The 24096-nt window shown below is 42.7% G+C and carries 26 protein-coding genes; 16 read left to right on the forward strand and 10 right to left on the reverse strand.

The annotated features are described in order from the left end of the window. Nucleotides 1–60: 60 nt before the first annotated feature. Nucleotides 61–1479, forward strand: a complete 1419-nt coding sequence (locus tag BP74_RS14550; protein WP_496375080.1) for a sensor histidine kinase — start codon at nucleotides 61–63, stop codon at nucleotides 1477–1479. Nucleotides 1480–1670: 191 nt separating this feature from the next. Here BP74_RS14550 and BP74_RS14555 read toward each other — a convergent pair whose 3' ends face one another. Together BP74_RS14555 and BP74_RS14560 are read right to left on the reverse strand one after the other, a co-directional pair. Continuing rightward, nucleotides 1671–2066 carry a response regulator gene (locus tag BP74_RS14555; protein ID WP_496375081.1) on the reverse strand — a complete coding sequence of 132 codons (396 nt, stop codon included), beginning with the start codon at nucleotides 2064–2066 and terminating at the stop codon, nucleotides 1671–1673. A 156-nt stretch (nucleotides 2067–2222) separates the two neighbouring features. Further along, nucleotides 2223–3809: a sensor histidine kinase gene (locus BP74_RS14560; protein WP_496375082.1), complete on the reverse strand. Its 1587-nt coding sequence runs from the start codon at nucleotides 3807–3809 to the stop codon at nucleotides 2223–2225. A 145-nt stretch (nucleotides 3810–3954) separates the two neighbouring features. On the opposite strand from BP74_RS14560, the gene BP74_RS14565 reads away from it, so the two are divergent. From BP74_RS14565 to BP74_RS14605, 9 genes are all read left to right on the forward strand, one after another. Further along, on the forward strand, nucleotides 3955–4440 hold the full coding sequence (locus BP74_RS14565) for a TetR/AcrR family transcriptional regulator (RefSeq protein ID WP_496375083.1): 486 nt from the start codon (nucleotides 3955–3957) through the stop codon (nucleotides 4438–4440). A gap of 207 nt (nucleotides 4441–4647) precedes the next feature. Beyond that, complete coding sequence (locus BP74_RS14570; protein WP_496375084.1) at nucleotides 4648–5946, forward strand: TolC family protein; 1299 nt, start codon at nucleotides 4648–4650, stop codon at nucleotides 5944–5946. 10 nt (nucleotides 5947–5956) lie between these two features. Further along, entirely contained in the window at nucleotides 5957–6901 is a 945-nt protein-coding gene (locus tag BP74_RS14575) for an HlyD family secretion protein (RefSeq protein WP_496375085.1), read from the forward strand. Further along, on the forward strand, nucleotides 6898–7824 hold the full coding sequence (locus BP74_RS14580) for an ABC transporter ATP-binding protein (RefSeq protein WP_496375086.1): 927 nt from the start codon (nucleotides 6898–6900) through the stop codon (nucleotides 7822–7824). Before BP74_RS14575 ends, BP74_RS14580 begins: the two co-directional genes overlap by 4 nt. Next, on the forward strand, nucleotides 7817–8578 hold the full coding sequence (locus BP74_RS14585) for an ABC transporter ATP-binding protein (protein WP_072834897.1): 762 nt from the start codon (nucleotides 7817–7819) through the stop codon (nucleotides 8576–8578). Before BP74_RS14580 ends, BP74_RS14585 begins: the two co-directional genes overlap by 8 nt. 44 nt (nucleotides 8579–8622) lie before the next feature. Further along, the gene (locus BP74_RS14590) at nucleotides 8623–9729 is read left to right on the forward strand and encodes an ABC transporter permease (RefSeq protein ID WP_496375087.1); all 1107 of its coding nucleotides are present in this window, start codon (nucleotides 8623–8625) and stop codon (nucleotides 9727–9729) included. Further along, nucleotides 9726–10847 carry an ABC transporter permease gene (locus BP74_RS14595; protein ID WP_496375088.1) on the forward strand — a complete coding sequence of 374 codons (1122 nt, stop codon included), beginning with the start codon at nucleotides 9726–9728 and terminating at the stop codon, nucleotides 10845–10847. Before BP74_RS14590 ends, BP74_RS14595 begins: the two co-directional genes overlap by 4 nt. A 95-nt stretch (nucleotides 10848–10942) precedes the next feature. Then, nucleotides 10943–11845 (forward strand): SAM-dependent methyltransferase, encoded by a 903-nt coding sequence (locus BP74_RS14600; protein ID WP_496375089.1) that lies wholly within the window; start codon nucleotides 10943–10945, stop codon nucleotides 11843–11845. An 84-nt stretch (nucleotides 11846–11929) separates the two neighbouring features. Further along, entirely contained in the window at nucleotides 11930–12463 is a 534-nt protein-coding gene (locus tag BP74_RS14605) for an outer membrane beta-barrel protein (RefSeq protein WP_496375090.1), read from the forward strand. A gap of 7 nt (nucleotides 12464–12470) precedes the next feature. Here the strand turns inward: BP74_RS14605 and BP74_RS14610 are convergent, their stop codons facing one another. After that, nucleotides 12471–13046: an alpha-ketoglutarate-dependent dioxygenase AlkB gene (locus BP74_RS14610; protein ID WP_496375091.1), complete on the reverse strand. Its 576-nt coding sequence runs from the start codon at nucleotides 13044–13046 to the stop codon at nucleotides 12471–12473. A 192-nt stretch (nucleotides 13047–13238) separates the two neighbouring features. On the opposite strand from BP74_RS14610, the gene BP74_RS14615 reads away from it, so the two are divergent. Then, nucleotides 13239–14339: a serine hydrolase domain-containing protein gene (locus BP74_RS14615; RefSeq protein WP_496375092.1), complete on the forward strand. Its 1101-nt coding sequence runs from the start codon at nucleotides 13239–13241 to the stop codon at nucleotides 14337–14339. A gap of 13 nt (nucleotides 14340–14352) precedes the next feature. Here BP74_RS14615 and BP74_RS14620 read toward each other — a convergent pair whose 3' ends face one another. Further along, the gene (locus tag BP74_RS14620) at nucleotides 14353–14811 is read right to left on the reverse strand and encodes a hypothetical protein (RefSeq protein ID WP_496375093.1); all 459 of its coding nucleotides are present in this window, start codon (nucleotides 14809–14811) and stop codon (nucleotides 14353–14355) included. 404 nt (nucleotides 14812–15215) lie between these two features. On the opposite strand from BP74_RS14620, the gene BP74_RS14625 reads away from it, so the two are divergent. The 4 genes from BP74_RS14625 to BP74_RS14640 all read left to right on the forward strand — a co-directional run bounded on the left by BP74_RS14625 (nucleotide 15216) and on the right by BP74_RS14640 (nucleotide 18622). Next, nucleotides 15216–15473, forward strand: a complete 258-nt coding sequence (locus BP74_RS14625; RefSeq protein ID WP_496375094.1) for a hypothetical protein — start codon at nucleotides 15216–15218, stop codon at nucleotides 15471–15473. A 106-nt stretch (nucleotides 15474–15579) separates the two neighbouring features. After that, nucleotides 15580–15972: a hypothetical protein gene (locus BP74_RS14630; RefSeq protein WP_496375095.1), complete on the forward strand. Its 393-nt coding sequence runs from the start codon at nucleotides 15580–15582 to the stop codon at nucleotides 15970–15972. 167 nt (nucleotides 15973–16139) lie between these two features. Continuing rightward, nucleotides 16140–16316 carry a hypothetical protein gene (locus BP74_RS14635; protein WP_496375096.1) on the forward strand — a complete coding sequence of 59 codons (177 nt, stop codon included), beginning with the start codon at nucleotides 16140–16142 and terminating at the stop codon, nucleotides 16314–16316. Nucleotides 16317–16480: 164 nt separating this feature from the next. Next, entirely contained in the window at nucleotides 16481–18622 is a 2142-nt protein-coding gene (locus BP74_RS14640) for a glycoside hydrolase family 97 protein (RefSeq protein WP_496375097.1), read from the forward strand. A 143-nt stretch (nucleotides 18623–18765) separates the two neighbouring features. Here the strand turns inward: BP74_RS14640 and BP74_RS14645 are convergent, their stop codons facing one another. From BP74_RS14645 to BP74_RS14670, 6 genes are all read right to left on the reverse strand, one after another. Then, on the reverse strand, nucleotides 18766–19209 hold the full coding sequence (locus BP74_RS14645) for a DoxX-related protein (RefSeq protein ID WP_496375098.1): 444 nt from the start codon (nucleotides 19207–19209) through the stop codon (nucleotides 18766–18768). A gap of 236 nt (nucleotides 19210–19445) precedes the next feature. After that, nucleotides 19446–20369: a M48 family metallopeptidase gene (locus tag BP74_RS14650; protein ID WP_496375099.1), complete on the reverse strand. Its 924-nt coding sequence runs from the start codon at nucleotides 20367–20369 to the stop codon at nucleotides 19446–19448. A gap of 60 nt (nucleotides 20370–20429) precedes the next feature. After that, nucleotides 20430–20786, reverse strand: a complete 357-nt coding sequence (locus tag BP74_RS14655) for a TM2 domain-containing protein (RefSeq protein ID WP_496375100.1) — start codon at nucleotides 20784–20786, stop codon at nucleotides 20430–20432. Next, the gene (locus tag BP74_RS14660) at nucleotides 20743–21075 is read right to left on the reverse strand and encodes a DUF2752 domain-containing protein (RefSeq protein ID WP_496375101.1); all 333 of its coding nucleotides are present in this window, start codon (nucleotides 21073–21075) and stop codon (nucleotides 20743–20745) included. The genes BP74_RS14655 and BP74_RS14660 overlap by 44 nt, the downstream gene beginning before the upstream one ends. 229 nt (nucleotides 21076–21304) lie before the next feature. Continuing rightward, entirely contained in the window at nucleotides 21305–21811 is a 507-nt protein-coding gene (locus BP74_RS14665; RefSeq protein WP_496375102.1) for a hypothetical protein, read from the reverse strand. Nucleotides 21812–21865: 54 nt separating this feature from the next. Next, nucleotides 21866–23491 carry a DNA recombination protein RmuC gene (locus tag BP74_RS14670; protein ID WP_496375103.1) on the reverse strand — a complete coding sequence of 542 codons (1626 nt, stop codon included), beginning with the start codon at nucleotides 23489–23491 and terminating at the stop codon, nucleotides 21866–21868. Between the two features lie 188 nt (nucleotides 23492–23679). On the opposite strand from BP74_RS14670, the gene BP74_RS14675 reads away from it, so the two are divergent. Further along, nucleotides 23680–23907, forward strand: coding sequence for a CDGSH iron-sulfur domain-containing protein (locus BP74_RS14675; RefSeq protein ID WP_496375104.1), 228 nt, complete (start codon nucleotides 23680–23682; stop codon nucleotides 23905–23907). Nucleotides 23908–24096: the final 189 nt, after the last annotated feature.

Genomic DNA, 24096 nt, shown 5'->3' on the forward strand with positions numbered 1-24096 from the left:
GCGGCAATAGAGCAGCAGACCGGTACTGGCAACCTATTTCTTTCATTGAAAACCACCACCATGCAACTGTCCACCCGGTTAGCCAGGCTAATCTTTATTGCCACAGCCTGCATCCTGCTTATACTTTCCTTTATCTTATATGCACAGGTGAAAGATCTCCTGACTTCCTATAACCAGGTCAATGAAGCCACCGTTGTCAATTTAAAACTGGAACAGGTACTTTCTACATTGAAAGATGCAGAAATAGCCCAGCGCGGTTTCCTGCTGACAAAAGACTCGGGATTTTTAAAACCAATGGAGGGAGCCAATGAACGATCTGAATACCTCTTAAAAGAATTACACAGTCTCACCCGCAATAATGCAGAACAACAAAAGAACCTGGATGCCCTGGAAACATTTGTCAAGATCCGGTTTCGCAATTTCAATACGGTAATAGAGCAATACAGTATGGAAGGCATCAGTGCTGCCACCAGGAAAATGCACCTGCTGGCCAGTGCCAGTTCGATGGACAATATCCGGCAACACATAACAGCGGTACAGGATATTGAAAAAAAACTATTATCAGAAAGAGAGCACATTAAAAGAAAACACAGTTTGCTGGCGCCTTTTTATGCGTTCATACTCATACTAACGGCATTGGGCATACTCATATTCTTTTATGACCGAACTATGAAGCAATTGGTGCGCACCAGGAAATTACTGGCAAAACTGAGAATCGTAAATGGTAAACTGAGGCAAAAGAACCATGAAATGGAATTGTACAACAAAGAACTGGATTCATTTACTTACATAGCCAGCCATGACCTGAAAGAACCTTTAAGAAAAATTACCACCTATTCTAACCTTGTGGCCGAGGAGGTTGGCGAAAGCCTAACGGAAAAGCACAGGTCCTATTTTGAAAGGATTCAACATTCAGTAAAGCGAATGCAAAACCTGCTGGATGACCTCTTGTTGTATTCACACACAACCAGGCCCACCGCGGACTTTGAAGATGTTGACCTCAACACGATCATCAGGCAGGTGGAAGAAAACCTGGCCGAGGAAATAAAAGAAAATAAAGCCAGTATTCAGGCTGAAGGTTTGCCTGTGATCAGGGGACTTCCCTTCCAGTTGAAACAGCTCTTTGAGAATCTTTTTCTCAATTCCCTGAAATATAAACAATCAGGTACTGCACCAGTCATCTCTATAGAAAGTTCGCTGATCGATAAAACAAAGATCAAAAAGCCGGGCTTTACAAAGGCCAATCAATACTACAGGATCATTTTCAGGGACAATGGGCTGGGCTTTGAGCAAACCTATGCTGAGAAGATCTTCCAGCTGTTTCAACGGGTACACACCACCCACAGTGATGAGAGCACTGGTATAGGGCTAACCATCTGCAAAAAGATCATTGAAAACCACCATGGTTTTATCAGGGCGACAAGCAGGGTTAACAGGGGAACATTGTTTGAAATCTACTTTCCTTACAATAAAATATAAATAAAGAAGATGTTTTAATGAGTATAGCACAATTATTGCTGTACTCTAAACAGTTTTCATAGGGTACGGATTATAAACGGGCTAAGGTTTCTACCTTGAGCCCTATTTTTTTGCCTTAACTGCAAAGACTGACCAATCAAATGGAATTGTAGGGATCAATGAAAGTAACAGGATAATATTGTGGGAAGGGATCAGAGGCTAACTGAATTGTAATGGCCATTCTTTTTGAGCAGGCCACTTTGAATGGTTCCCAATAAAGCTTCTTCGGTAAATGGCTTGAATAAAAACTGGTGCCCTTCTTTTACCATGCGGTTTCGCATTTCAAGACTGGGGGTACCCGCAGTGAAAAATATTAGTGGGATGCCGGCAAGATTACCATCTTCCTTTGCCAATTGCAAAAAGGCATTTCCATCTGTTTCAGGCATCATCATATCACAAAGGATCAGGTCAGGCTGGTGCTTTTTGGCCAGCTCATAGCCTATATAACCATTGGAAGCTGTGAAAACTTTGTAATTACTGAGTTCCAGTAACTCCGCCGTATTTTCTCTAACCTCCCTGTTATCCTCTATGATCAGAATATTATTCACAGAAACAAAACTAACTTTCGCGGGAGGAGAAAATAATGAGTTTAATCAGCCTTTTATGTAACTATGGACAGTAAAACGGGCTTTTAAGAATTTGTTGGGAGCTTCCGTATCGCAGGAATACTTTTATGGGAAGAAAAAGCACATATGGGAGAAAGATTAGTCGTTGACTTTGGGGATCTCCACTGTAAAAGTTGAACCTTCGTTTTCTTTACTTACAAATGAGATATCGCCACCTAAAAGCTCAACATATTTTTTTACAATATTCAAACCCAGGCCGGTTCCCTGTATGGCATAGGCATTACTGGCCCTGAAGAATTTGCCGAAAAGTTCTTTCTGCGCTTCTTCAGGAATACCGATACCCTCATCCCTGACTGAAAAAATGGCCTGGTCACCTTTTTCATTTACTGCTATAAAAATATCCTTGCTCTCAGGGGAGTATTTGACCGCGTTGGAAAGCAGGTTGAGCAATATGTTGCGTAAGATCTTTTTGTCCTGGTACACTTCTTCTGGGCCATTGAAGTCAACATGAATCCTTTGGCTTTTTTTCTTCACCATGCCTTCCATTTCTTCCACGATGTCTTTGATGAAAGGCTGAATACTGATATCCTGGCAAATCACTTCAGTCTTGCCCTGTTCCAGTTTATCCAGGGATAGAAAATCATCCAGTATATCTGTAAGATTACGAACAGAGGCCTTAATACGGTCGATATGTTTTTTCCGCTTGTCCTCCTGGTCAGCAGATTTATAGTGGTCCACCAGTGAAATGCTGGAAAGTATGGCGCTTAAAGGGGTGCGAAACTCATGAGAGGCCAGGGAAACAAAACGAGATTTCATTTCACTTAATTCCTGTTCTCTCTTTAATGCTTCGGTCAGCTCAAGGGTTCTTTCCGTAACCTTATTTTCCAGGTCCTCGTTGATCTGTAAGATCTCCTCTTCTGCCAGTTTGCGTTGGGTAATATCTGACCTGATAGCCAAATATTGATAAGGTTTTCCTTGTTCATTCAGGAAAGGAACGATGGTGGTGTCAACCCAATAGAATGTTCCATCCTTAGCCTTGTTCTTTAACTCTCCCCTCCAGATGCCCCCATTGGCTATAGTTACCCATAGATCCCGAATGAATTCTTTAGGGTGGTACCCGGAATTAATGATCTGGTGATCCTGGCCTAATAATTCTTCTCGGGTATATTTCGAGATCTTGCAAAAATTATCATTGACATGTCTTATAATACCTTTTTGGTCAGTAATGGCTACTATAGAAGACTCGTCAATAGCATATTTATAGAGGGAGGTCTCAGATTGACTTTTTTGCAGGCGGTTCTCCAATTGTGCATTGAGGCGTTGTATCTCTTCCTCCGCATTGTGCCTGCGGGTAGAATCTCTCGTTACCTTTCCAAAGCCCACCAATTTTCCCTGTGAATCCTTTAAGGCTGTAAAAACCACATTGGCCCAGAACAAGGAGCCATCCTTTCTTACCCTCCAACCCTCTATTTCAAACTGGCCCAATTGCCTGGCAAGTTCAAGACTGCGACCCGGTTCATTCTTTTCAATTTCTTCAGAAGTATAGAACAGTGAAATATGTTTTCCTATCACCTCCTCAGCAGTATATCCTTTAATATGCTCAGCCCCCTTATTCCAGCTGATGATATGGCCATCAACATCCATCATGAATATGGCACAATCCTCTACGCTTTGTACCAGGAGCCGGTAACTTTCACGGTCTATATGAATTTTTTCGTCCAGCATAATGCTATAACCGGGGTCTTCCCTGGCTTGTAAAAATAAGTCCCTTATGCGTTACACTATTACTAAACTTCAATGGCAGTATTATCAATGGTTTTCAGCCATTCTAACGCATAGGAAAGATAGTTAAATTAGAATAATATCCTTTTTGAAACAATTACACTCAGGCAATGATTCATTGTTTTGGTTTTCAATAGTAACTTCGTTAACCAATTGGTTAAATCTTATGGTTAATACCAGGGACCAGTCAACCGAAGAAAAGATCCTGTTAGCAGCCCGGAAAGTCTTTCTGAACAAGGGAATGGATGGGGCCAGGATGCAGGATATTGCCGATGAGGCAGGCATCAATAAGGCCTTACTCCATTATTATTTCCGTAGTAAAGACAAACTGTTTGAGCATATCTTCCTGGAAGTAGCCTCCTCCATGCTTCCAAGGATATTTACCATCTTCCAATCTGATGATCCGCTTTTCGTTAAAATCGAAAAGTTTTGCGAAACCTATATAAGCCAGGAGATCAAAACACCCTATGTTCCCATTTTTATCTTAAATGAAGTAAACCGGCAGCCCCAGGCCTTCCTGAAAAAAGTTTTGGGCAGTACAGGCCGCCAGTTGAAAAGTTATTACTGCAGATAGAAAAGGAGAAAAAAGCAGGTATCATTAAAGATATAGACCCGCTGCAATTGTTATTGAACACCCTGTCCCTCTGCATATTCCCCTTCCTCGCCTCCCCCATGATTCAACTGATCACAGGTATGGAGGCTAAAAATTTCAGGGCATTGATGGAGGAAAGGAAAAAGCTGGTGCCCCAACTTATTATAGAATCTATTAAAAACTGATGGTATGCCTTTGATAGCAAAATGGTTGTCTTGGTTAATGAAAATGGTGCCATTGGTGATGTTTATCCTGGCGCCCCGGTTGATGGATGCACAGGACAGGGATAGCCTTTCATTGTCCCAGGCCATTCAATTGGCCCAAAGTCACTATCCCCTGCTGGGACAAAAAGAACTGGTTCAATTAACGGAAAAACTTAACCTCCGGAATATCAGTACCGCCTATTTGCCACAGCCAACCATCAATGGGCAGGCCACCTACCAATCAGAGGTCACAGGCCTTTCACTGCCTTTCCCTGGATTCAGCATTCCTTCTCCGGGAAAGGACCAATACCGCGTGGTAGCCGGGGTGGAACAATTGGTATACGACGGTGGAATGGTAAAAACGCAAAAAGAGATACAGCAACTCAATACGGCTGTGGAGCAAAATAAAGTAGAGGTGGAGTTATATGGACTGAAGACCAGGATCAACCAGCTATACTTTAATGTGTTATTGCAGGAAGAACTACTGAAACAGAATGAGCTGGTATCAAAAAACATCCAGGCAGGCATAGCCAAAGTGGAACCCCAGGTGCAGAACGGAACAATGTTGCGCTCCAACCTATTGGTGTTACAGGCAGAACGGCTGCAAGTGAAGCAAAAGAACCTGGAAATAACTGCTGCCAGGAAAGGATTGCTGGAAATGCTTTCCATTTACATCGGGCAGCCATTACCAGTAAACTTTCACCTGCAAAAACCTCCCGGGACCTGGGTTGCTGATACCTTGCTGCTGCGGCCTGAATTACAATTGTTTCAAAGCCAGTCAGACCTGGTGGCGGGGCAAAGAAATCTGATCCGGTCAAGGAACCTGCCAAAGGCCAATGCTTTTTTCCAGGGTGGCTATGGAAAGCCGGGGCTTAACCTGCTTTCCAATGAATTTAAACCCTTCTACATAGCTGGCTTTAAGGTAAACTGGCCATTGGGTGGCCTGTATACAGCGGGCAGGGAAAAAAAGCTGGCAGTCATCAGCCAGCAAACTATTGACCTTCAAAAGCAGACATTTTTATTGAATACCAGGTCGCAGTTGCTGCAACAGCAGGCAGATATAGATAAGTATGCAGCTTTGCTGGCCACAGATAAGGAGATCATAGAGCTCCGCCGCCAGGTGACAGAATCGGCAAAGGCCCAATTGGAAAATGCTGTAATCACCTCGAATGATTTCCTGATCCAGGTGAATGCAGAAGATAGTGCGCGCCAGGCAATGATCCTTCATGAATTACAATGGCTGCAGGCACAGGTAAACTATCTAATCATATCAGGTAAATTATAAACTGGCTTTTATGAAGCGTATTGTTTTTTTATCTCTGATTCCCTTCATTTTCTCCTGTCATTCCAACAAAAAGGAATTTGATGCCTCGGGTAGTTTTGAAGCCGACGAAGTGGTGGTGTCATCACTGGTTAACGGGCAGCTACTGAATTTTTCAGTAAATGAAGGCGATTCACTGGCCCAGGGACAAGTGGTGGGTACCATTGATTCCAGTTCCCTGTCGCTGCAAAAAGCCCAGGTCAATGCCACCATTCATTCCCTTTCAGAAAAAACACAAACCGTAGTCCCGCAGGTACAATTGCTCAATAACCAGTTAGCGGTTCAACAGGCGCAATTAAAGAACCTGGCACATGAAAAAGAAAGGATAGAACGCCTGGTCAAAGCTGATGCCGCCACCGGCAAGCAACTGGATGATATCAATTCTCAAATAGAGGTTACCAAACGGCAGATGGAAGTGACCCGCCAGCAGATATCCGTGCAACGTTCCAATGTAGCCACGCAGAACCGAGGTATCCTAAGTGAAAAAGCACCCCTGGAGAAACAGGTGGCGCTGGTGGAAGAACAATTATCCAGGGCAAGGATCACCAACCCCACCAACGGCATAGTGCTCACCAAATACGCCGAACAGGGAGAGGTAACCACGGCCGGTAAGCCCTTATATAAGATAGCGGACCTTTCTGTAATGACACTAAGAGCCTATGTAACAGGGAGCCAGCTTTCACAACTAAGGCTCAACCAGCAGGTGAATGTGGGTATTGACGATGGCAAAGGAGGTTATCGCATGTATAAGGGAACCATAACATCGATATCAGACAAGGCAGAATTTACTCCAAAGACCATCCAGACAAAAGAAGAAAGGGCCAACCTGGTATATGCGGTGAAAATAAGGGTGCCCAATGACGGCTACCTGAAAATTGGCATGTATGGGGAGGTAAAATTTCCAACCCCGGCGCCATGAGTGCTGTACAAGCCTATGGGTTGCACAAACACTATAAAAGCGGAAAAGCTTCTGTTGAAGCTGTCCGCAATGTATCATTTGAAGTGTCGCGGGGTGAACTATTTGGCATCATTGGTCCTGATGGTGCAGGTAAGACCAGCCTATTTCGCATGCTGACCACCCTGTTGCTTCCCGATAAAGGAACTGCCACGGTTGATGGTTCGGACATTGTAAAAGACTATAAGGCTATTCGCAATAAGGTGGGCTATATGCCGGGGAAGTTTTCTTTGTACCAGGACCTGTCAGTGGAAGAAAACCTGGAATTCTTTGCCACGCTTTTTAAAACCAGCCTTGCCGAAAACTATGATCTTGTCAGGGATATCTATGTGCAGATAGAACCTTTTAAAAAACGCAGGGCCGGAAAGTTATCCGGGGGTATGAAGCAAAAGCTGGCGCTTTGTTGCGCCCTTATCCACAAACCCGTCGTATTGTTTTTGGATGAGCCCACAACTGGGGTGGATGCAGTGTCAAGAAAAGAGTTCTGGGATATGCTCAGTAAACTAAAAGCCCAGGGGATCACCATTTTGGTTTCAACGCCTTATATGGACGAAGCCTCCCTTTGCGACCGGGTAACCTTAATGCAGGAAGGAAGATTTATGACCACTGGCACCCCCGGTGAGATCAGGAATTCTTTCAAAAAAACTATCCTTGCTGTCAGGTCAGCCGATATGTTTCGATTGTTACAGGATCTGCGCTCCTTTAAAGAAATAGAAGATGTGTATTCTTTCGGAGAGAGCCACCATGCAGTTATGAAGGATGGTTATTCACTTGTCAATATGGAATCATTCCTTGCAAGCAAGGGACATACAGAAATTTACATTCAAACTGTCCCTCCTTCTATTGAGGATTGTTTCATGCAACTAATGCAATACCGGCATGAATGAACAATCTATCATACACGTTGAGCAGCTGACCAAACGCTTTGGTGACTTTACCGCAGTAGATGCGATCTCCTTTGAGGTACAGAGGGGTGAGATCTTTGGATTTCTCGGTGCCAATGGTGCAGGCAAGACCACTGCCATGCGCATGCTCTGTGGCTTATCGATGCCCACTTCGGGGAAGGCCTTTGTTGCAGGATTTGATGTGTATAAACAAACGGAAGGCCTGAAAAGAAACATAGGATATATGAGCCAGAAGTTCTCCCTTTATGAGGACCTGACCATCAAAGAAAATATCCGGTTTTATGCGGGTATCTATGGAAAAAGCGATGCCTTCATTAAAGATAAAACGGCCAGGTTGCTGCATCAACTGCACCTGGAAGACCAGGCAAATAAACTGGTAGGCTCCTTACCACCTGGATGGAAACAAAAGCTGGCCTTCTCTGTGGCTGTTTTTCACGAGCCACGTATTGTATTCCTTGATGAGCCAACGGGTGGAGTTGACCCCGTAACCCGTCGTGAATTCTGGAACCTTATTTACGAGGCTGCAGCCACAGGCATCACCGTATTTGTAACTACCCACTATATGGACGAAGCAGAATATTGCAACCGGGTGACCATTATGGTGGATGGCAGAATAGAAGCACTGGACACACCATCTGCATTAAAACAAACCTATAATGCGTCGAGCATGAATGAAGTGTTCCTGCAACTGGCACGCAAAGCAAAAAGAAATGGCGATGAAGTAAAAACAGCATAACATGTTCTAACAATTGGGGTTGAACGTAAATGGGATAAACAAGTATGAAACAGTTTTTATCATTTGTACGGAAGGAATTTCACCATATCCTGCGAGACAGGCAAACCCTGCTCATACTGCTAGGCATGCCCATAGCCCTGATCATGATCTTTGGCTTTGCACTGACTACCGAGGTCAAGAACGCCCGCTTTGCGGTGCTTGATTTTTCCAAAGACAACGCTACAAGAGAGATCACGAATGAAATGGAAACCAGTCGTTATTTTGACCTTGCTGCTGAAATTCATGGCTATAATGAAATTGAGGACATATTTCACAAAGGCAAGGCAAAGCTGATCCTGGTTTTCCCTCCCTCCTTTGAAAGCCAGTTACAGCATGTGCACAATCCACAAATACAGATCATAGCAGATGCTTCAGATCCCAACGTGGCTACCACGCTCACCAATTATGCCGGCAACATCATTATGGATTTCCAAAACCGCTATAACCAGGAAAGGAAATATCCATATACCATTCAAACGAGGGTGCGGATGCTCTATAATCCGCAGCAGAAAGGCACTTACAGCTTTGTGCCCGGTGTCATTTCCATGATCCTGATGCTGGTGTGCACCATGATGACAGCCATAACTGTAGTAAGGGAAAAAGAAACAGGCACCATGGAAGTATTGCTGGTATCGCCGGTATCACCCATTAAAGTCATCGTTGCCAAGGCCGTTCCATACCTTATTATATCCATAATCAATATCATCAGCATATTGTTACTGAGTTATTTTGTACTTGAGGTGCCCATTCGCGGAAGCCTGTTGCTGTTAATGAGTGAAAGCATTTTGTTCACCATCACCTGCCTTTCTTTTGGTTTATTGATATCTACAGCGACGGATTCCCAAATGATGGCCATGTTCATATCTCTTACCGGTTTATTACTGCCCACTATAATGCTCAGTGGTTTTTTATTCCCCATTGAAAACATGCCAAAAGCTTTGCAGGTAGCGTCCAATATTTTCCCTGCCCGCTGGTTTTACCAGGTGGTACGGGCAGTTATGATCAAGGGGTTGCCACTATCTGCCGTTTGGAAAGAAACAGTGATACTGGGTGGAATGGCAGTCATGCTTTTGCTGGCAAGCCTGAAAAATTTTAAAACAAGGCTGGCATGAGAACACTCCGTTTTTTACTGGAAAAAGAATTCCGGCAGATCTTCCGGAACCCGGCCATCCTGCGCGTGATCTTCGTGGTGCCCATACTTCAATTATTGCTGCTACCCTGGGCTGCTGATTATGAAGTGCGGAATATAAAGCTGGCCGTTATCGATCATGACCATAGCAGTTACACCAGGCAGATGATCTCAAAGATCACATCTTCCGGTTATTTTTTACTGGACCAGTACACCAGTTCCTATAAAGAAGCCCTGGTGGATATTGAAAAGAACAGGGCTGATATCATCCTGGAAATACCGGCTCACTTTGAAAAAGACCTGGTGAGGGAAAATGAAGCTACGCTGCTTTTATCCATTGATGCCATCAATGGAGTTAAAGCAGGACTGGGAGCCTCTTACCTGCAATCGATCATTCATGATTTTAATAATGAAGTTCGCAGCAAATGGATTCAGCTGCCCCGCTTCAATCCTGAAGTTAATATAGACATCAGGCCTTCCAATTGGTACAATCCCCTCTTGAACTACAAGTTCTTCATGGTACCGGGTATCCTGGTGATGCTGGTAACTATTGTCGGCTCCTTCCTTACCTGTCTCAACATTGTAAAGGAAAAGGAAGTAGGGACTATAGAGCAGATCAATGTAACGCCCATAAAGAAATACCATTTCATTTTGGGTAAGCTGATACCATTCTGGTTTTTAGGTATTATCATATTATCCATAGGATTGTTCATCGCCTGGTTGCTTTATGGCATAGTGCCCGTTGGCAGCCTTTTCACTATTTATGTTTTTGCGGCAGTGTACCTGCTGGCTGTGCTGGGTTTTGGCTTACTCATATCCAGTTTTGCATCTTCTCAACAACAGGCCATGCTGATCACTTTCTTTTTGTTCATGGTATTCATCTTGTTGGGAGGTCTATATACTCCCATAGAAAGTATGCCCATTTGGGCTCAGTGGTTTACCCGCTTCAACCCTGTGACCTATTTTATTGAAGTTATGCGCCTTGTCGTATTAAAAGGGAGTGATCTTTCTGATATCACCAGGCATATAATTACTGTTTTCGGGTTTGCTATTGTACTGAACACATGGGCTATTATAAGCTATCGCAAAAGAAGTAGTTAGCCCTTCAATTTGCTAATGACTATTCATTACAAAAGCTGTAACTTATACTATTCTTTCCTTTATCTCCCTGTTGAAGACGAATAAAATAATTACATATGGCTACTCAACAGGATATAGATTTTACCTATTCCACCATGGACCGCATATTCCGCCAAAGCATGGGCGAAACGGCAGACTTTAGCGGCGCCATGTACAATGGAAATTTTAAGCTTTCGCTGGAAGAAGCCCAGGCGGCCAAGCATGGTTATATGGCGGAACAACTTCATATTGGAAAGGGCAGCAGGGTACTGGATATGGGCTGTGGCTGGGGGCCCTTCCTGGCCTATATCACTAAACGGGGAGCAGTAGCTACAGGCCTTACCTTCTCCGAAGGACAGTATAAGGCATGCAGGAAAAATGGATTTGATGTACATATCAAAGATGCACGTTCTATTCAGCCTGGAGATCTTGGAACCTTTGATGCCATCGTTTCTGTGGGAGCCTTTGAACATTTTTGTTCCTACGCAGAATACCAGGAGGGTAAACAGGAAAAGATCTACCATGATTTTTTTGAAAGGGTTTATAACCTGTTGCCCCCAAAAGGAAGATTTTACCTTCAAACCATGGCATGGGGAAAGAATATGATACCAGTGGATGTACTGGATGCAAATGCAGCGCCGGGGTCTGATGCTTTTCTTATCAGGTTGATGACGGACCACTTCCCTGGTTCCTGGCTACCTTATGGAAAGGAAATGATCTTTGATACTGCCGCACCTTTCTTTAACGTAATTGATTACAGCAGCGGCCGGCTTGACTATATTGAAACCACCAAACAATGGAGAAAGCGTATCAGGCAATTCAGCCTGGAGAAATATGCACTATACCTGAAATTATTACCCAGTTTCATTAAAAACAAAGAGTTCAGGTACAAGCTGCAGGTATTCAGGCATAAGGCCAATCAAAAATGTTTTGAAAGGGAATTGATGGATCACTTCCGTATTGTTTTTGAAAAGAAATAAAGGATAATAAGAATTATAAGACTGAAGAAAATAATAAACTTATCAGTGGTCCTTTTTTTGCAACTCATAAACAAAAAACTACTTATGAATAAATTTTTACTCCTGCTGCTAATTAGCTCAAGCTTATCTATCTCAGCAAAAGCCCAACGCGGAACCTATGACTTTCTTTTAGGTGTGGAAGCTGCCTTTCCTACCGGTGATTTTAATTCTTATAAAACAGGTGTTGGCGGATGGGTCCAGGGACTGTTGGGTGTAGGTGAATCAGGACAGGTTTCTTTTACCACCGGGTACAATACGTTTACGTTCAAGACACCTCCTGCTAATGAAAAAATTAAAACTTCCATCATCCCCTTGCTTATAGGATATAAATACAACTGGTCCTTATTTTATGCGCATCCGCAGGCTGGCCTGGGATTGTACCACTTTAAAACGAAAGTGGATAATGGTGGTACCAGCACAACAACAAAAAGTTCAGATTCCGGGTTCACGCTCGGCTTGGGCGCAGGTGTCAAAGTCAGCCGTTTAGACCTGGGATTACGCTACCAGGCAGGCTTCCCGGGAGGTGGTACTATTAGCTATTTTGGCATTAATGCAGGCTACAGCCTCGTCAAACGATAACCGGGTATCATACTGGTGACTTCAAACTGCGCAATGTAATAGAATAACGGACTTCTTTTACAGGCGAGGTGCTATGTTGCCATTCAGTTCGGGCTGTTCCCTGGATGATGTACAATGAACGCCTTTGAACAGTAAATGAAATAACAGACTTCCTGTTTTGTTTGGCTTTTTCCTGTGGTCGCAGGCGAAACACACAATCGGTATGTAATGAAATGCCCGCAATAATATCAAATGGCGGAGCATCCCGGTGCCAGTTGATCACGGAACCCAAGGGGTATTCAGTCACCAGCAGTTCTGCAAAATGATCAGGGGTTATATCCATGAATGCAGCAACTTTCTGAACTACCCAGGAAAAGCTTTGCGGGATTTCCTTTCCTTTTGACAGCACTCGTTTTTCAAAGCTCCAGTCATAGCCAAAACTGGCCACCTTCCTCTTCGCTTCATAGCCCTGGAAATGAAAAGTATGCAATGGTGTTTCTCTTATGGCAGAAACTAACTTCGCCTCTTCAGCTTCATTGATAAAATCAGGATAATAGTGAAACCCAGGTGGAAACTCAGGCGCAACAGGGAATAAGGTGTTCATATAATCATTGAAGTAAAAGCTATGCCAGCATGTGAAACTAGTTTTTATAATTGCCTTAACAACAAAGAACGGATAGCCTTTCACGTTATATTTCAATATTTTAAGTTAATGATTCCATCACAGGAATTTTTAAAATTGTTGGCAATAGTTTCCCATCAATAAACCTTTCAACCACTGCTTAGTCATACGGCCATGCATCCAAAACAATACAGGCATTACGCCCTTTTTCTAATCATACCTGCTCTCCTGGCCATACATACCCAGGCCCAGTCATTCAAAAAACTCGATAACTGGATGGAAGAAAATACCCCGGCATTGGGTGGACGCTCGATGCTATTGATTTATAAAGGTGGACAAATAGTCTATTCCAAAGCCGTGAATAAAATGAGCCCCAAACAAAAACTGGGCAACCGGTTGATTGCCCGGCGACAGGGCAAAAATGCCAATATAGAAGATTATGATGTGAACACCAGGCAACCAATTGCCAGTTGCAGCAAATGGCTAAGCGCAGCACTGGTGATGACCTTTATTGATGATGGAAGCCTTACACTTTCAGACACCGTGGGCAGGTATTTACCAGTGTTGACCGCGCATGGAAAAGGTGGTATTACCATTAGCCAATGCCTGTCGCAACTTACAGGCATCAATGCTCCTCCATTGAAGGAAAGCCTGGCCGGGATGAAGCAAATACAAACTATGGATGAAGCCATTGAGCTATTGGCAGACCTGTCAATGGAAGGACAACCGGGTTCCGTTTTTCATTATAGCAATGCTGGCCTTCAGATAGCAGGTGCTGTCCTGGAAAAGATCAGTGGCAAAAGCTTTGAAACCCTGTTTGCCGAACGCATAGCAAAACCACTTGGTATGACGAATACAGATTTTGGGAAAAACAAGGTGGCACTACCGGCGGGCGGTGCGTACAGCACACCCATAGATTATATGAACTTCCTCGTTATGATTCTAAACAAAGGAATGTTCAATGGCAAAAGGATATTGAGCGAAAAAAGCATCAATGAAATGCAGGTGAACCGGTTAAAAGAAGGAGTGAAGATCGCCTATTCTCCTTCCGAAGCAGGGGGATTTGGTTATGGCTATGGTGAGTGGATCATGGACCAGCCAAAGGGATCTAAAACTACCAAATCTGTTAGCAGTCCCGGACTCTTTGGTTCCTTCCCATGGCTTGACAACGAAAAACACTATGCAGCTTTTTTGATGACCTATAACCTGAAGAACAAGGGAAGAAACGAAAAGTACAGGGAATTAAAATCACTGGTAGATGAGGCTCTACAATAATAACAACCATCTATTATAAAAGCGGCCGTGGTGGTGCTTTTGAAATAACTTTTCCTGCAAAATTTATAGGGCCGATAATATCTATATTTTGAAAAAGCATAGGATCTATTACAAGTTCCTTGCCAGTCAAATTATAATAAAGGTTTTGAAGCTTGTGTAAATAAACAGGTTGGTATAATAACTTCAGGTCTTTTAAAAACCAACCTTCTTTTGGATTCCAACTCAGGAATGGCGTGTCATATTCCCAACTGAAATGGGCAGGATTGATATACCAAACATTTTTATTAAATACAAAGCCACATTTACTTAAAAGGTCAGGGGTTAATTTTATAGGAAAGCAATACTTAGCCCAGGTGAAGAAATATTCATCTATTGCTACTGGTGTATATTCAAAAAAGGATTTGCCGGTTACATCTTTGCCTGTTACCCTTAACACCATATTACCTGGTCGTATGTCTTTTGGATCTACCATTAGTATTCTTTCCTTTAATGCGCACAGCTGTATAGAGGAAATGACCATTCATAGAAGAACCCGTCTCCGGTAGTTACAGCAAGCAATGCGATTTCTTGTGTTAAATCAGTATTTATCAACCTTTTGTACGCAAGAAAAATGCAACTGGAAAGATAGTTCTATTACCACGAAGCAGGTGTTAAGGCATTGCTTTGTCAGTACATATTCTCAAATTAAGCAGGGAGGACAATTACAATAAAACAAATACCAGTAATAGAGGAGATAGGTCTACCTTGTGATGTTCTCATCCCTGGTTTCCGCATTGTAGCCATATCTTTTTTTATTACTATTTACGCAATTGTATGTTCGAATATCCAAGGTTTTTAGTCAAAGACACTGATCAGTTCAATTCGTATAACTTTCCAATGATTGAAGATGACATTGAAGACATTAATGCAGGTACTGCACACTTTCCTGGTACGTACAAGCAGGAAATGCTGATCTCCTTTATGAAATATAATAGTATGAATGAGAATTGGGTGGAGGCAAATCCTTTGCTGGCAGCCGCTATTTCATCAGGCACCCTTCCCCTGGCCAATATTGGATCGCTATTCAGCTGTAGTGAAAATAATATTGATTTCAGGGAGCAAATGGCTGAATACCTTCAAAACAAACTAACCTGACATTGATCACCAGTTCAAAAAACCAAATAGTTTGAACAACATAATGAATGATCAAATTACTGAATGGAAAAAGCAATTCAAGGAATGTAATCAACAACATCTATTTATGATAACCCCCTTTCAAATCATCTTATTACTTATCACACTGGCCTTAGTAACCTTTGCATTGATAACGAGCTTTAGCTCTTCTAAAGCATCATTGAGCTTAAAGGCCTTAACAACCTACCTGAAAGATATTCAAAACAGGCTTTGGAATAATACACCTATAGATGCAGGAAAGGAAAGAGCAGATATGGAAATATTGTTCAATAAAGTAAAATCCAATTGTGGCGAAGCGGTGATTTCAGGCAACCTTGATCTGAAAAAACTTCTAAAGGAAGCCAGTGAAAAAATCAGCTTTATTTCGGACAATAATGATTCTGACAAAAAAACTTCCTGGTTACAATTCAAACAGTCGATACTTGGATTCCAGGACATTTATTTTAAAGGCCAGGTATAACTGATCTTTTTACTTGTTTAGATATAATATCGTCATTTTGAATATAATGCATTGAGTCTTCATGTTTTATCTTCCCTTACCACTCGTGTATATTTTCCATCAAAGCAATCTGGAATGATTTTTTAAGTGTTTTATCCTTTAACTCATCTATCATTAAAAAGAATTGTATGCAAAAGGACGATAAAACAACAGTAGGTAAAGAAGAACCTAAAATGCCCAATCCCAGTCACCAGGAAAAAGCAGATCCCAACCTTACAGAGCTGAGAGGCTTCGTAGATCCCAATGAAAGACTTGAACCCCTGGATGAGGGTAAAGAAAAAACTTCCACAAAAGAAGAGAAATAATTTTCGCGCCTGTCACAAGGCATGACCGGGTAATAGTTAGCCATTGCAATGGGCCAAAAGCTGAATGGAAATTACAGGAGGAAAATGCCTGGGGTCATAGTTTTATTGCCCTAAGTACTTTTTATTTGCATTCTTAATAACGCCTTCCAATTAAACATTTCCAAATGAATAAAGCTTTTTCTTTTTTCTTGTTGCTGATGCTAACAGGCAGTATGGTTATGGCCCAATCCATTACCTCACCTGATGGACAACTGCAGTTGCAGTTTTCTGTTAAAGACAGTGTACCCTATTACCAGTTGAACTATAAAGGCGCTGCTGTTATCAAACCCAGTAAGTTGGGATTGTCAACCGTTGATGTGCCATCATTTATTTCAGGATTTGTACAGGCAAATCAAAAGACCTCTTCTTTCAATGAAAGCTGGCACCCGGTGATGGGAGAGTTTAAAACAATTGTCAACAATTACAATGAACTGGAAGTGACACTGGCACAACCAGGAGTTGCCAACAGGCAATTGGTTGTACGCTTCAGGGTTTTTAATGATGGCCTGGGATTCCGGTATGAATTCCCGCAGCAAAAGAACCTGAATTATTTTGTTATCAAAGAGGAGGAATCGCAATTCGCTCTATCGGGCGATAATAAGACCTGGTGGATACCGGGTGATTATGATACGGAAGAATACAGTTATACTACATCTAAGCTATCAGAGGTTTCAAAACTGTTTGACAAAAGCTACGATGGCAATGCATCTCAGACCCTCATCCCAATGGGATTGCAAACTCCGCTCATGATGAAGACCAATGATGGTCTGTATGTGAATATTCATGAAGCGGCGCTATTGGGTTATGCAGGAATGAATGTGACTTTGGATGATAAAAACTTTATCCTGAAAACCCACCTCACTCCTGATGCACAGGGCAATAAAGGTTATATACAAACACCTTTTCATACACCATGGCGTACAGTAGTAGTCTCCCCACATGCAGAAGGAATACTGGCTTCTAAACTCATATTCAATTTGAATGAGCCTACAAAATATGCTTCGACTGATTGGATAAAACCAGTAAAATATGTGGGTGTATGGTGGCAGATGTTTGTACCTGGACGAGGGTCCTGGAGCTATGCCGATACCAATAATGTGCACCTGGGTATCAGTGATTATTCAAAAATGAAACCCAACAAAACCCATGGCGCCAACAATGCCAATGTAAAAAAATACATTGACTTTGCGGCTAAGCATGGCCTCAATGGCGTGCTGGTAGAAGGATGGAACCAGGGATGGGAAGACTGGTTTGGTCATTCCAAAGAATATGTGTTTGACTTTGTAACGCCCTATCCTGATTTCGATGTGGACATGCTTACCAAATATGCGGACTCTAAAGGTGTTAAGATCATCATGCACCACGAAACTTCTTCATCAGCCACCAACTACGACAGGTTGATGGATACTGCTTACCGTTTCATGGTGAATCATGGCTATAATGCAGTAAAATCTGGTTATGTAGGCAATATTATTCCCCGTGGCGAGCATCACTATAGCCAGTGGATGATAGACCATTATAACAGGGCCATACAAAAAGCAGCCACCTATAAGATCATGGTGAATTCACATGAGTCGGTGCATCCTACAGGGTTGAACCGTACCTACCCCAATTCCATTGCAGCGGAAGCAGCAAGAGGAACGGAGTTTGAAACCTTTGGTGGCAACAATCCTGAGCATACTACCATCCTGCCATTCACACGCCTGATGGGTGGACCTATGGATTACACGCCCGGCATCTTCCAGACAAGGTTGGACTATTATGAAAAAGGAGATAAACGCTTTGTAAAAACCACGCTGGTAAAACAGCTCGCTTTATATGTTACCATGTACAGCCCATTGCAGATGGCAGCTGACCTGGTGGAAAACTACGAGCGCTTCCCTGATGCTTTTCAGTTCATCGAAGATGTGGCTGTAGACTGGGATGATACAAAGATCCTCGGCGCTGAACCAGGAGATTACATCACCATTGCCCGTAAAGCCAAGGGCAAGGATGATTGGTATGTGGGTGGTATCACCGATGAGAATCCTCGTACCAGTTTAGTGGACTTTAGTTTCCTGGACCCCAATACATCTTATGTAGCTACTATCTATGAAGATGGTAAGGATGCGCATTACATCACCAATCCACAGAGCTATCATATTTATAAAACCATTGTGACCAGCAAATCGAAGCTGAAACAAAAACTGGCAGCAAGCGGAGGCTTTGCCATCAGTGTGAAGAAGGCAGGTACGGATGACCTGAAAAAATTGAAGAAGCTGAAATAGATCTGATAAAAAAAGCCCGGCACCACCGGGCTTTTTAATTCATTGAAAGCTCCCAACCAGGGCCAATTTCCTTTTACCTACATATAATGGCTCTTAAGGTAAGGCACTTCCTTACTTAGCAGGATGTCGCTGTTTTTACTTAGCTATTGTTCCACCAATTCAAAACGCTCCTCACGTTCCTTCACTTCTTCCACATTCTCCAGTATGCGCTGATGTCGTGCATTGCTGGCAATGTAAAGCGCAAAGGCAGCCAGTGCAGAGTCCTTGAGTAAATTGTACAGGGCCATTTGGCGATAAGCCTTATCTGCCGTATCCATAAAATTGGGCAGGTGAATAGTGAGAACAAAACTAAATAGCATCAGGGCCAACAGGTAGGCAGCAGTTTTCACCCAAATGTTGGTCATGAAGGAAATGGCCGCTAAAATAAAAGCGGTTCCCACCAGGTAAACCCAGGCTATGCCTCCGGGCAAGAAATCAGGGACTTTGACCAGCAGATCGTAAGGGTGGAGGAAATGTTGAATTCCAAAAACGATCATTGCTATAGCTAAGATATAGATGGCGATCCTCGAAACAATGTGTTGATTCATCACCATAGATTTAGTACTATAAAGTTACTATTTTTCAATGGCAGCCCCGGTTTAAGAGGATAAGCGGATGTATTTCACATCCAGGGGGAGCCCTACGTTAACCAGGTTAACAAAGACAGCCATAAACAGGCATTAAATGTACCATTCAACACTGTGATTGAGCTTTGAAGATTCTACAATATCATCAAGGATTTACTGCCCCGTTCCCTTACAATGAACCGGGGAGTCTAATTTTTTCATTTGACCACCTGTGGCAACAATTGCTTTTTATCCAAACCGCAGTCTTTTCCAAAATTGGTACGTATATGATTCATCAGGCACTCTGCACGTAAAGAAGAAAAGGGGTGCGTACGAAAGAAATCTTCCAGTTCATTATAGCGGTTCTCATGACTTGCCATTTCTATCCAGAAGGAAACGGCAGTGCAGACATCATAACCCAATTCGTTGGTAAGGTTGATGCCATAATAATCTGCTTCCAGCTCATTCTTTTGATTGAAGGAAGCCGTGAGAAATTTTTTCAGTTCAAATACGGTAGCCCCGGTTTGCTCACCAAACACCTTTGTCGACAATTCCATCTCCTGGATGGTTGACTTAATATGTCCCATTTCTGAATGACCTATTTCATGCCCTATAATGGCATACAGCAAATCATCCTTGCCCTTGCATTTTTCCAGCATGCCTGAGGTGATGTAAATACGGCCACCAAAAGTGAAGGCATTGATCATGGTATCCTTCAAAGCATAGATGGCATATTGAATATGTGAAGGATCTTCCCTCACACTCAATAAATCGTTCATCACTTTGGTAAGTTTTGTTTTCAGAGCAGCATCATTAACCAATTTAAACTCTCCTTCCTGGAGCATTTGTTGATGAAACATTAGCCCATAAGCTGTTTGCACACTATCCGTGATGGATTTGCGGGAAACACCGAGGTTGCGGATCAGGTCACCGGCCTTCTCCAGCTTTCGGCTCATTGGTTTGGCGGCCACCCCGCTGTCAATGCAGCTATACGAATAGCTCTGTGCTCTTTTGTTTACAGGTTTGTCCGAATCCTGCGCCAGGTTATCGCAGGCAATCAATTGAAATAATGCAACAAATAGTACCAGGTAACGTATCATGATCTGTAGACTGCAAAACAAACGCCAATTAGATAGCAGCATCCCTGCCTTGTTGGCAAAAGAAAAATGAATTAGCAAGGCTTTACAAAACTTTGATTGAAATCACCCCATCATACGCACCATCTGTGCCGCTTCAATCGCTTTCTTCTGGTTAAATTCCAATGTCAGTCTTTTAATATTTACTAGGTCAATGATGGTACCCACACCACAAAATCCAACAGTAAACAGGTACAAAATGCCCAGGGCGGTTTCACCTGTTACCAACCGGTGTATCCCAGCCACTCCAAAAAAGCCGATAATAGCCATGATCATCAGGCTTTGTTCTTCTTTCCGCTTCCCGCTATAGAATAAAATAAATTGCCGTTGCTGATCTTCAGTCATGTCCCGGGTTATGTCCTGGATGGTTTGCAATTCTTCAGGCTGAAGTCCCGGCAGCATCATAAGCATTCTTTGATCCATATAATTGGTTGGTTGTTTTGGTTATAGAATATATGCTGGTGGCAATATGTGAAAGCAGTAACAAAACAGCAGGCAGTCCAAGAATATGATAATTCAAAGACGCCTTCCAGTTGCCATGTAAGGCTTCGTGCATGGAATGACCCAATCCACATCCCGGGCAGGAATAAAAACCTATCCATCGAAACAGGCATAGAGAAGGTCCATCAGTGTTCATGAAAAACAACATGCACAATGAGGCCAGCCAAATAGCTGGCTCACGATAACGTGTTATGTTCTTTATAACTGGCATTTGCAGTATGATTCCCAATCAATATACCTGTCTATTTCACAAATCGCGCAACCAACAAATCTGGATTTAATAATATTGCCGCTTTCTGTTTCTCAAATCACTTATTGAAGATAATTAGAATAATGTTTGTTGTTTTTATGATCACAACTGATTTGACTATTAGCTAAAAACATTATGGAAACTCAAAGTTGCCGAAAATAGTATCTTGCCTGCCCTAATCTTGAATATCTTATTTTGAGTTTGACTGGACAATATAATCTTTTGCAATACTTTGAAGTTCATTATAAATATCTCCAACTTTATCAACACCCCAATCTCTAAAGTGTCTATTGACTGAAGTATTGGCAGAAAAAAACTGATCGTCTTGTTTCTCTTCAAATTTCTCTTTTAAAAGAATTATTGATTGCAAGTAATATGCTTTAGAAATGACATTACATATTGTGGCCCGTAATTTCGGTTTAGCAAAAACTTCTATAGAGTCTCTACACTTAAGAAGTTTTAATATCTTATTATCAATTTGATTAATCAAATCTTCACTATCAGAACTTAATTTATTAGGAATACTGTGGTGTAAAACTGAAGTTAAGCAGGCTTTGTGAGCCATTACCGATTGAACCTCATCGGGAGTTTCAGTCTCGGCCCATGTAATTGTGACTGCTGAACGTTCGACAATTGTTAAACCACAAAACGCACATTGATAATTGAAATCTGGTGGCTCTTCTGTTAGGTTGTTCATCTAATTATTTGGGTATATCTATTTATCAGCTGTTCATCACAGCATCTAATTTATTTACAGCTCTTCATCTTCCAGTAGTTCCTTAGTGGTAACATTCGATAGCACCACCTGCGCCTCCCCATCTTCCAGGGCTTCCACTCCTTTCAGTTTACGCTGGATGGCACGTGTGCGCTTGCCCATTACTTCATCCAGTTGGTTACTGGCAGTTTGAATATTTTTCTGTGCTTTCTCCAGCATGCCACCAAAGGCCTCGAATTCCTTCTTCACAGCTCCCAGTATCGTCCATACCTCGCTGCTTCTTTTTTGAATGGCCAGGGTGCGGAAACCCATCTGCAAACTGTTTAGTATAGCCGCAAATGTGGTTGGCCCTGTTACAACTACCTTACAATTCTTTTGAATATCCTCCAGCAGGCTGGCCTTGCGCACTACCTCGGCATAGATGCCTTCAAAAGGCAGGAACATAATGGCGAAATCAGTGGTATTGGGTGGGTCAATGTATTTCTCGCAAATATCCCGCGCCATCTTTTTAATGGTGGCCTCCAGGTTCCTCTGCGCTTCTTCTATTCTTACTATATCATTGGTATCATATGCTTCCTGCAAATATTCGTAGGCATCCCTTGGGAACTTGGCGTCTACGGGCAGCCAAACATAATTACGGTCTTCATCCCGGTTGGGCATCTTGATGGCAAACTCCACCACGTCAGAACTACTTTGTTTGGTACGCACATTGGCCTCGTACTGGTCAGGCGCCAGGATATTCTCCAGCAGCATCTCCAGTTGCACTTCTCCCAGTCCACCACGCATCTTCACATTACTCAGCACTTTTTTCAGTCCGCCTACATCCTGTGCCAGCGTTTGCATTTCACCCAATCCCTTCTGAACACTTTCGAGCTGCTTGCCCACCAGTTCAAAGGACTGACCTAAACGCTCGTTGAGGGTCTTCTGTAATTTCTCATCCACTGTTTCCCGCATCTTTTCCAGCTTCTCTTCGGTCTTTTGCACCAATTCTGTCTGCTTTACCTCCATCAGGCCGAATTTCTCCCGCTGCAGGTTGTTCATATCCTCCACACTTTTGGAAAAGGTCTCCCTGAAACCCTTGAAAGAAGCCTCCAATGCCTGCCGCATCTGGTTACTGTCCGCTTTAGATTGTTCGTTGACAGCGGTTAGTCTTTCTTCCACCCTCATAGTGATCTTGTCCAGTTGCTCCACTGTATTTTTGGTTCCTTCTTTTTGCAGCATCTTCCACTCGTCAAACTTATTGCGTTGCACCAGTGAGAATTCCTTCCAGTCTGTACTAATGGCTTCGCGGCTATCCTTATGCCCTGTCTCCACCTTCTGGACCAAAGCGGATATCCTGTCTTCCAGGGTCTTATTTATGGTCTCAGCACCCGCACGGTTTTGTTCTGTTATCAGCCTGAGTGTCTCGTTCATCTCGGTTTTGAACTTCAGCAGGGTTTCACTTAGTTCATCCCGGTTCTCCCTCGACACCCTGGAGATCTCTTCCCTGTTGGTACGGAAATCCTCTTTCAGGTTATCGGTTATCTTATCCAGCTTGGAAAACAGTTCATCCAGCTTGTAAGACAAGGCAAAAAGGTTGTTATTGGGACGGGGACGAAAAACGATGATCAACACAATGGCCACTATTACCAGCGCGCAAACAACATAAAGAAGGATATCCATAGAGAATTTTATAAATAAGAATAATTAAGCTGATAAATTAAACGAATATAATTGAGAAATGGTATGATGACGGCCAGGCAATTCCGGTCCTTTTGTTATTATAAGATATTCTCCTTCAAAAGGTTACTGCTATTTTAAAGCTTACTGGCCTTTGATTATCCTTATTTTTACCGCAAACCAATGAAAATATGGCAACAACAAAACTCGTGATCAATAGCAATGGATCTACCCGCATTGAAGGGGATTTTGAAATAGTGGACAAAGATGGCAATGTCTATGACCTTGGTGGCCGTACCATCGTATCCCTTTGCAGGTGTGGTCTTTCCAATAATAAACCTTTTTGTGATGGATCACACAGGGGGCATTTTGAACATAATGCCGTAGCCTTTGCATTGCCTCCCAAAAAAGAAGCCTAAACCAGTTATTTATTTGTAACCAGGACGCAACCAATGGCGGTCCTTTGTATTTATAGCCCGTTTAACCTATACTTAAGGCATAGCTACGCCCTATCTACTCCCTATCTACGGTATAGATACTCCGTGCGGGCACGGAGTATCTATACCTTTCCTATACCGTAGATAGGGCGTAACTATAGAGGAAGCATA

The sequence above is a fragment of the Flavisolibacter ginsengiterrae DSM 18136 genome (genome assembly GCF_059568575.1).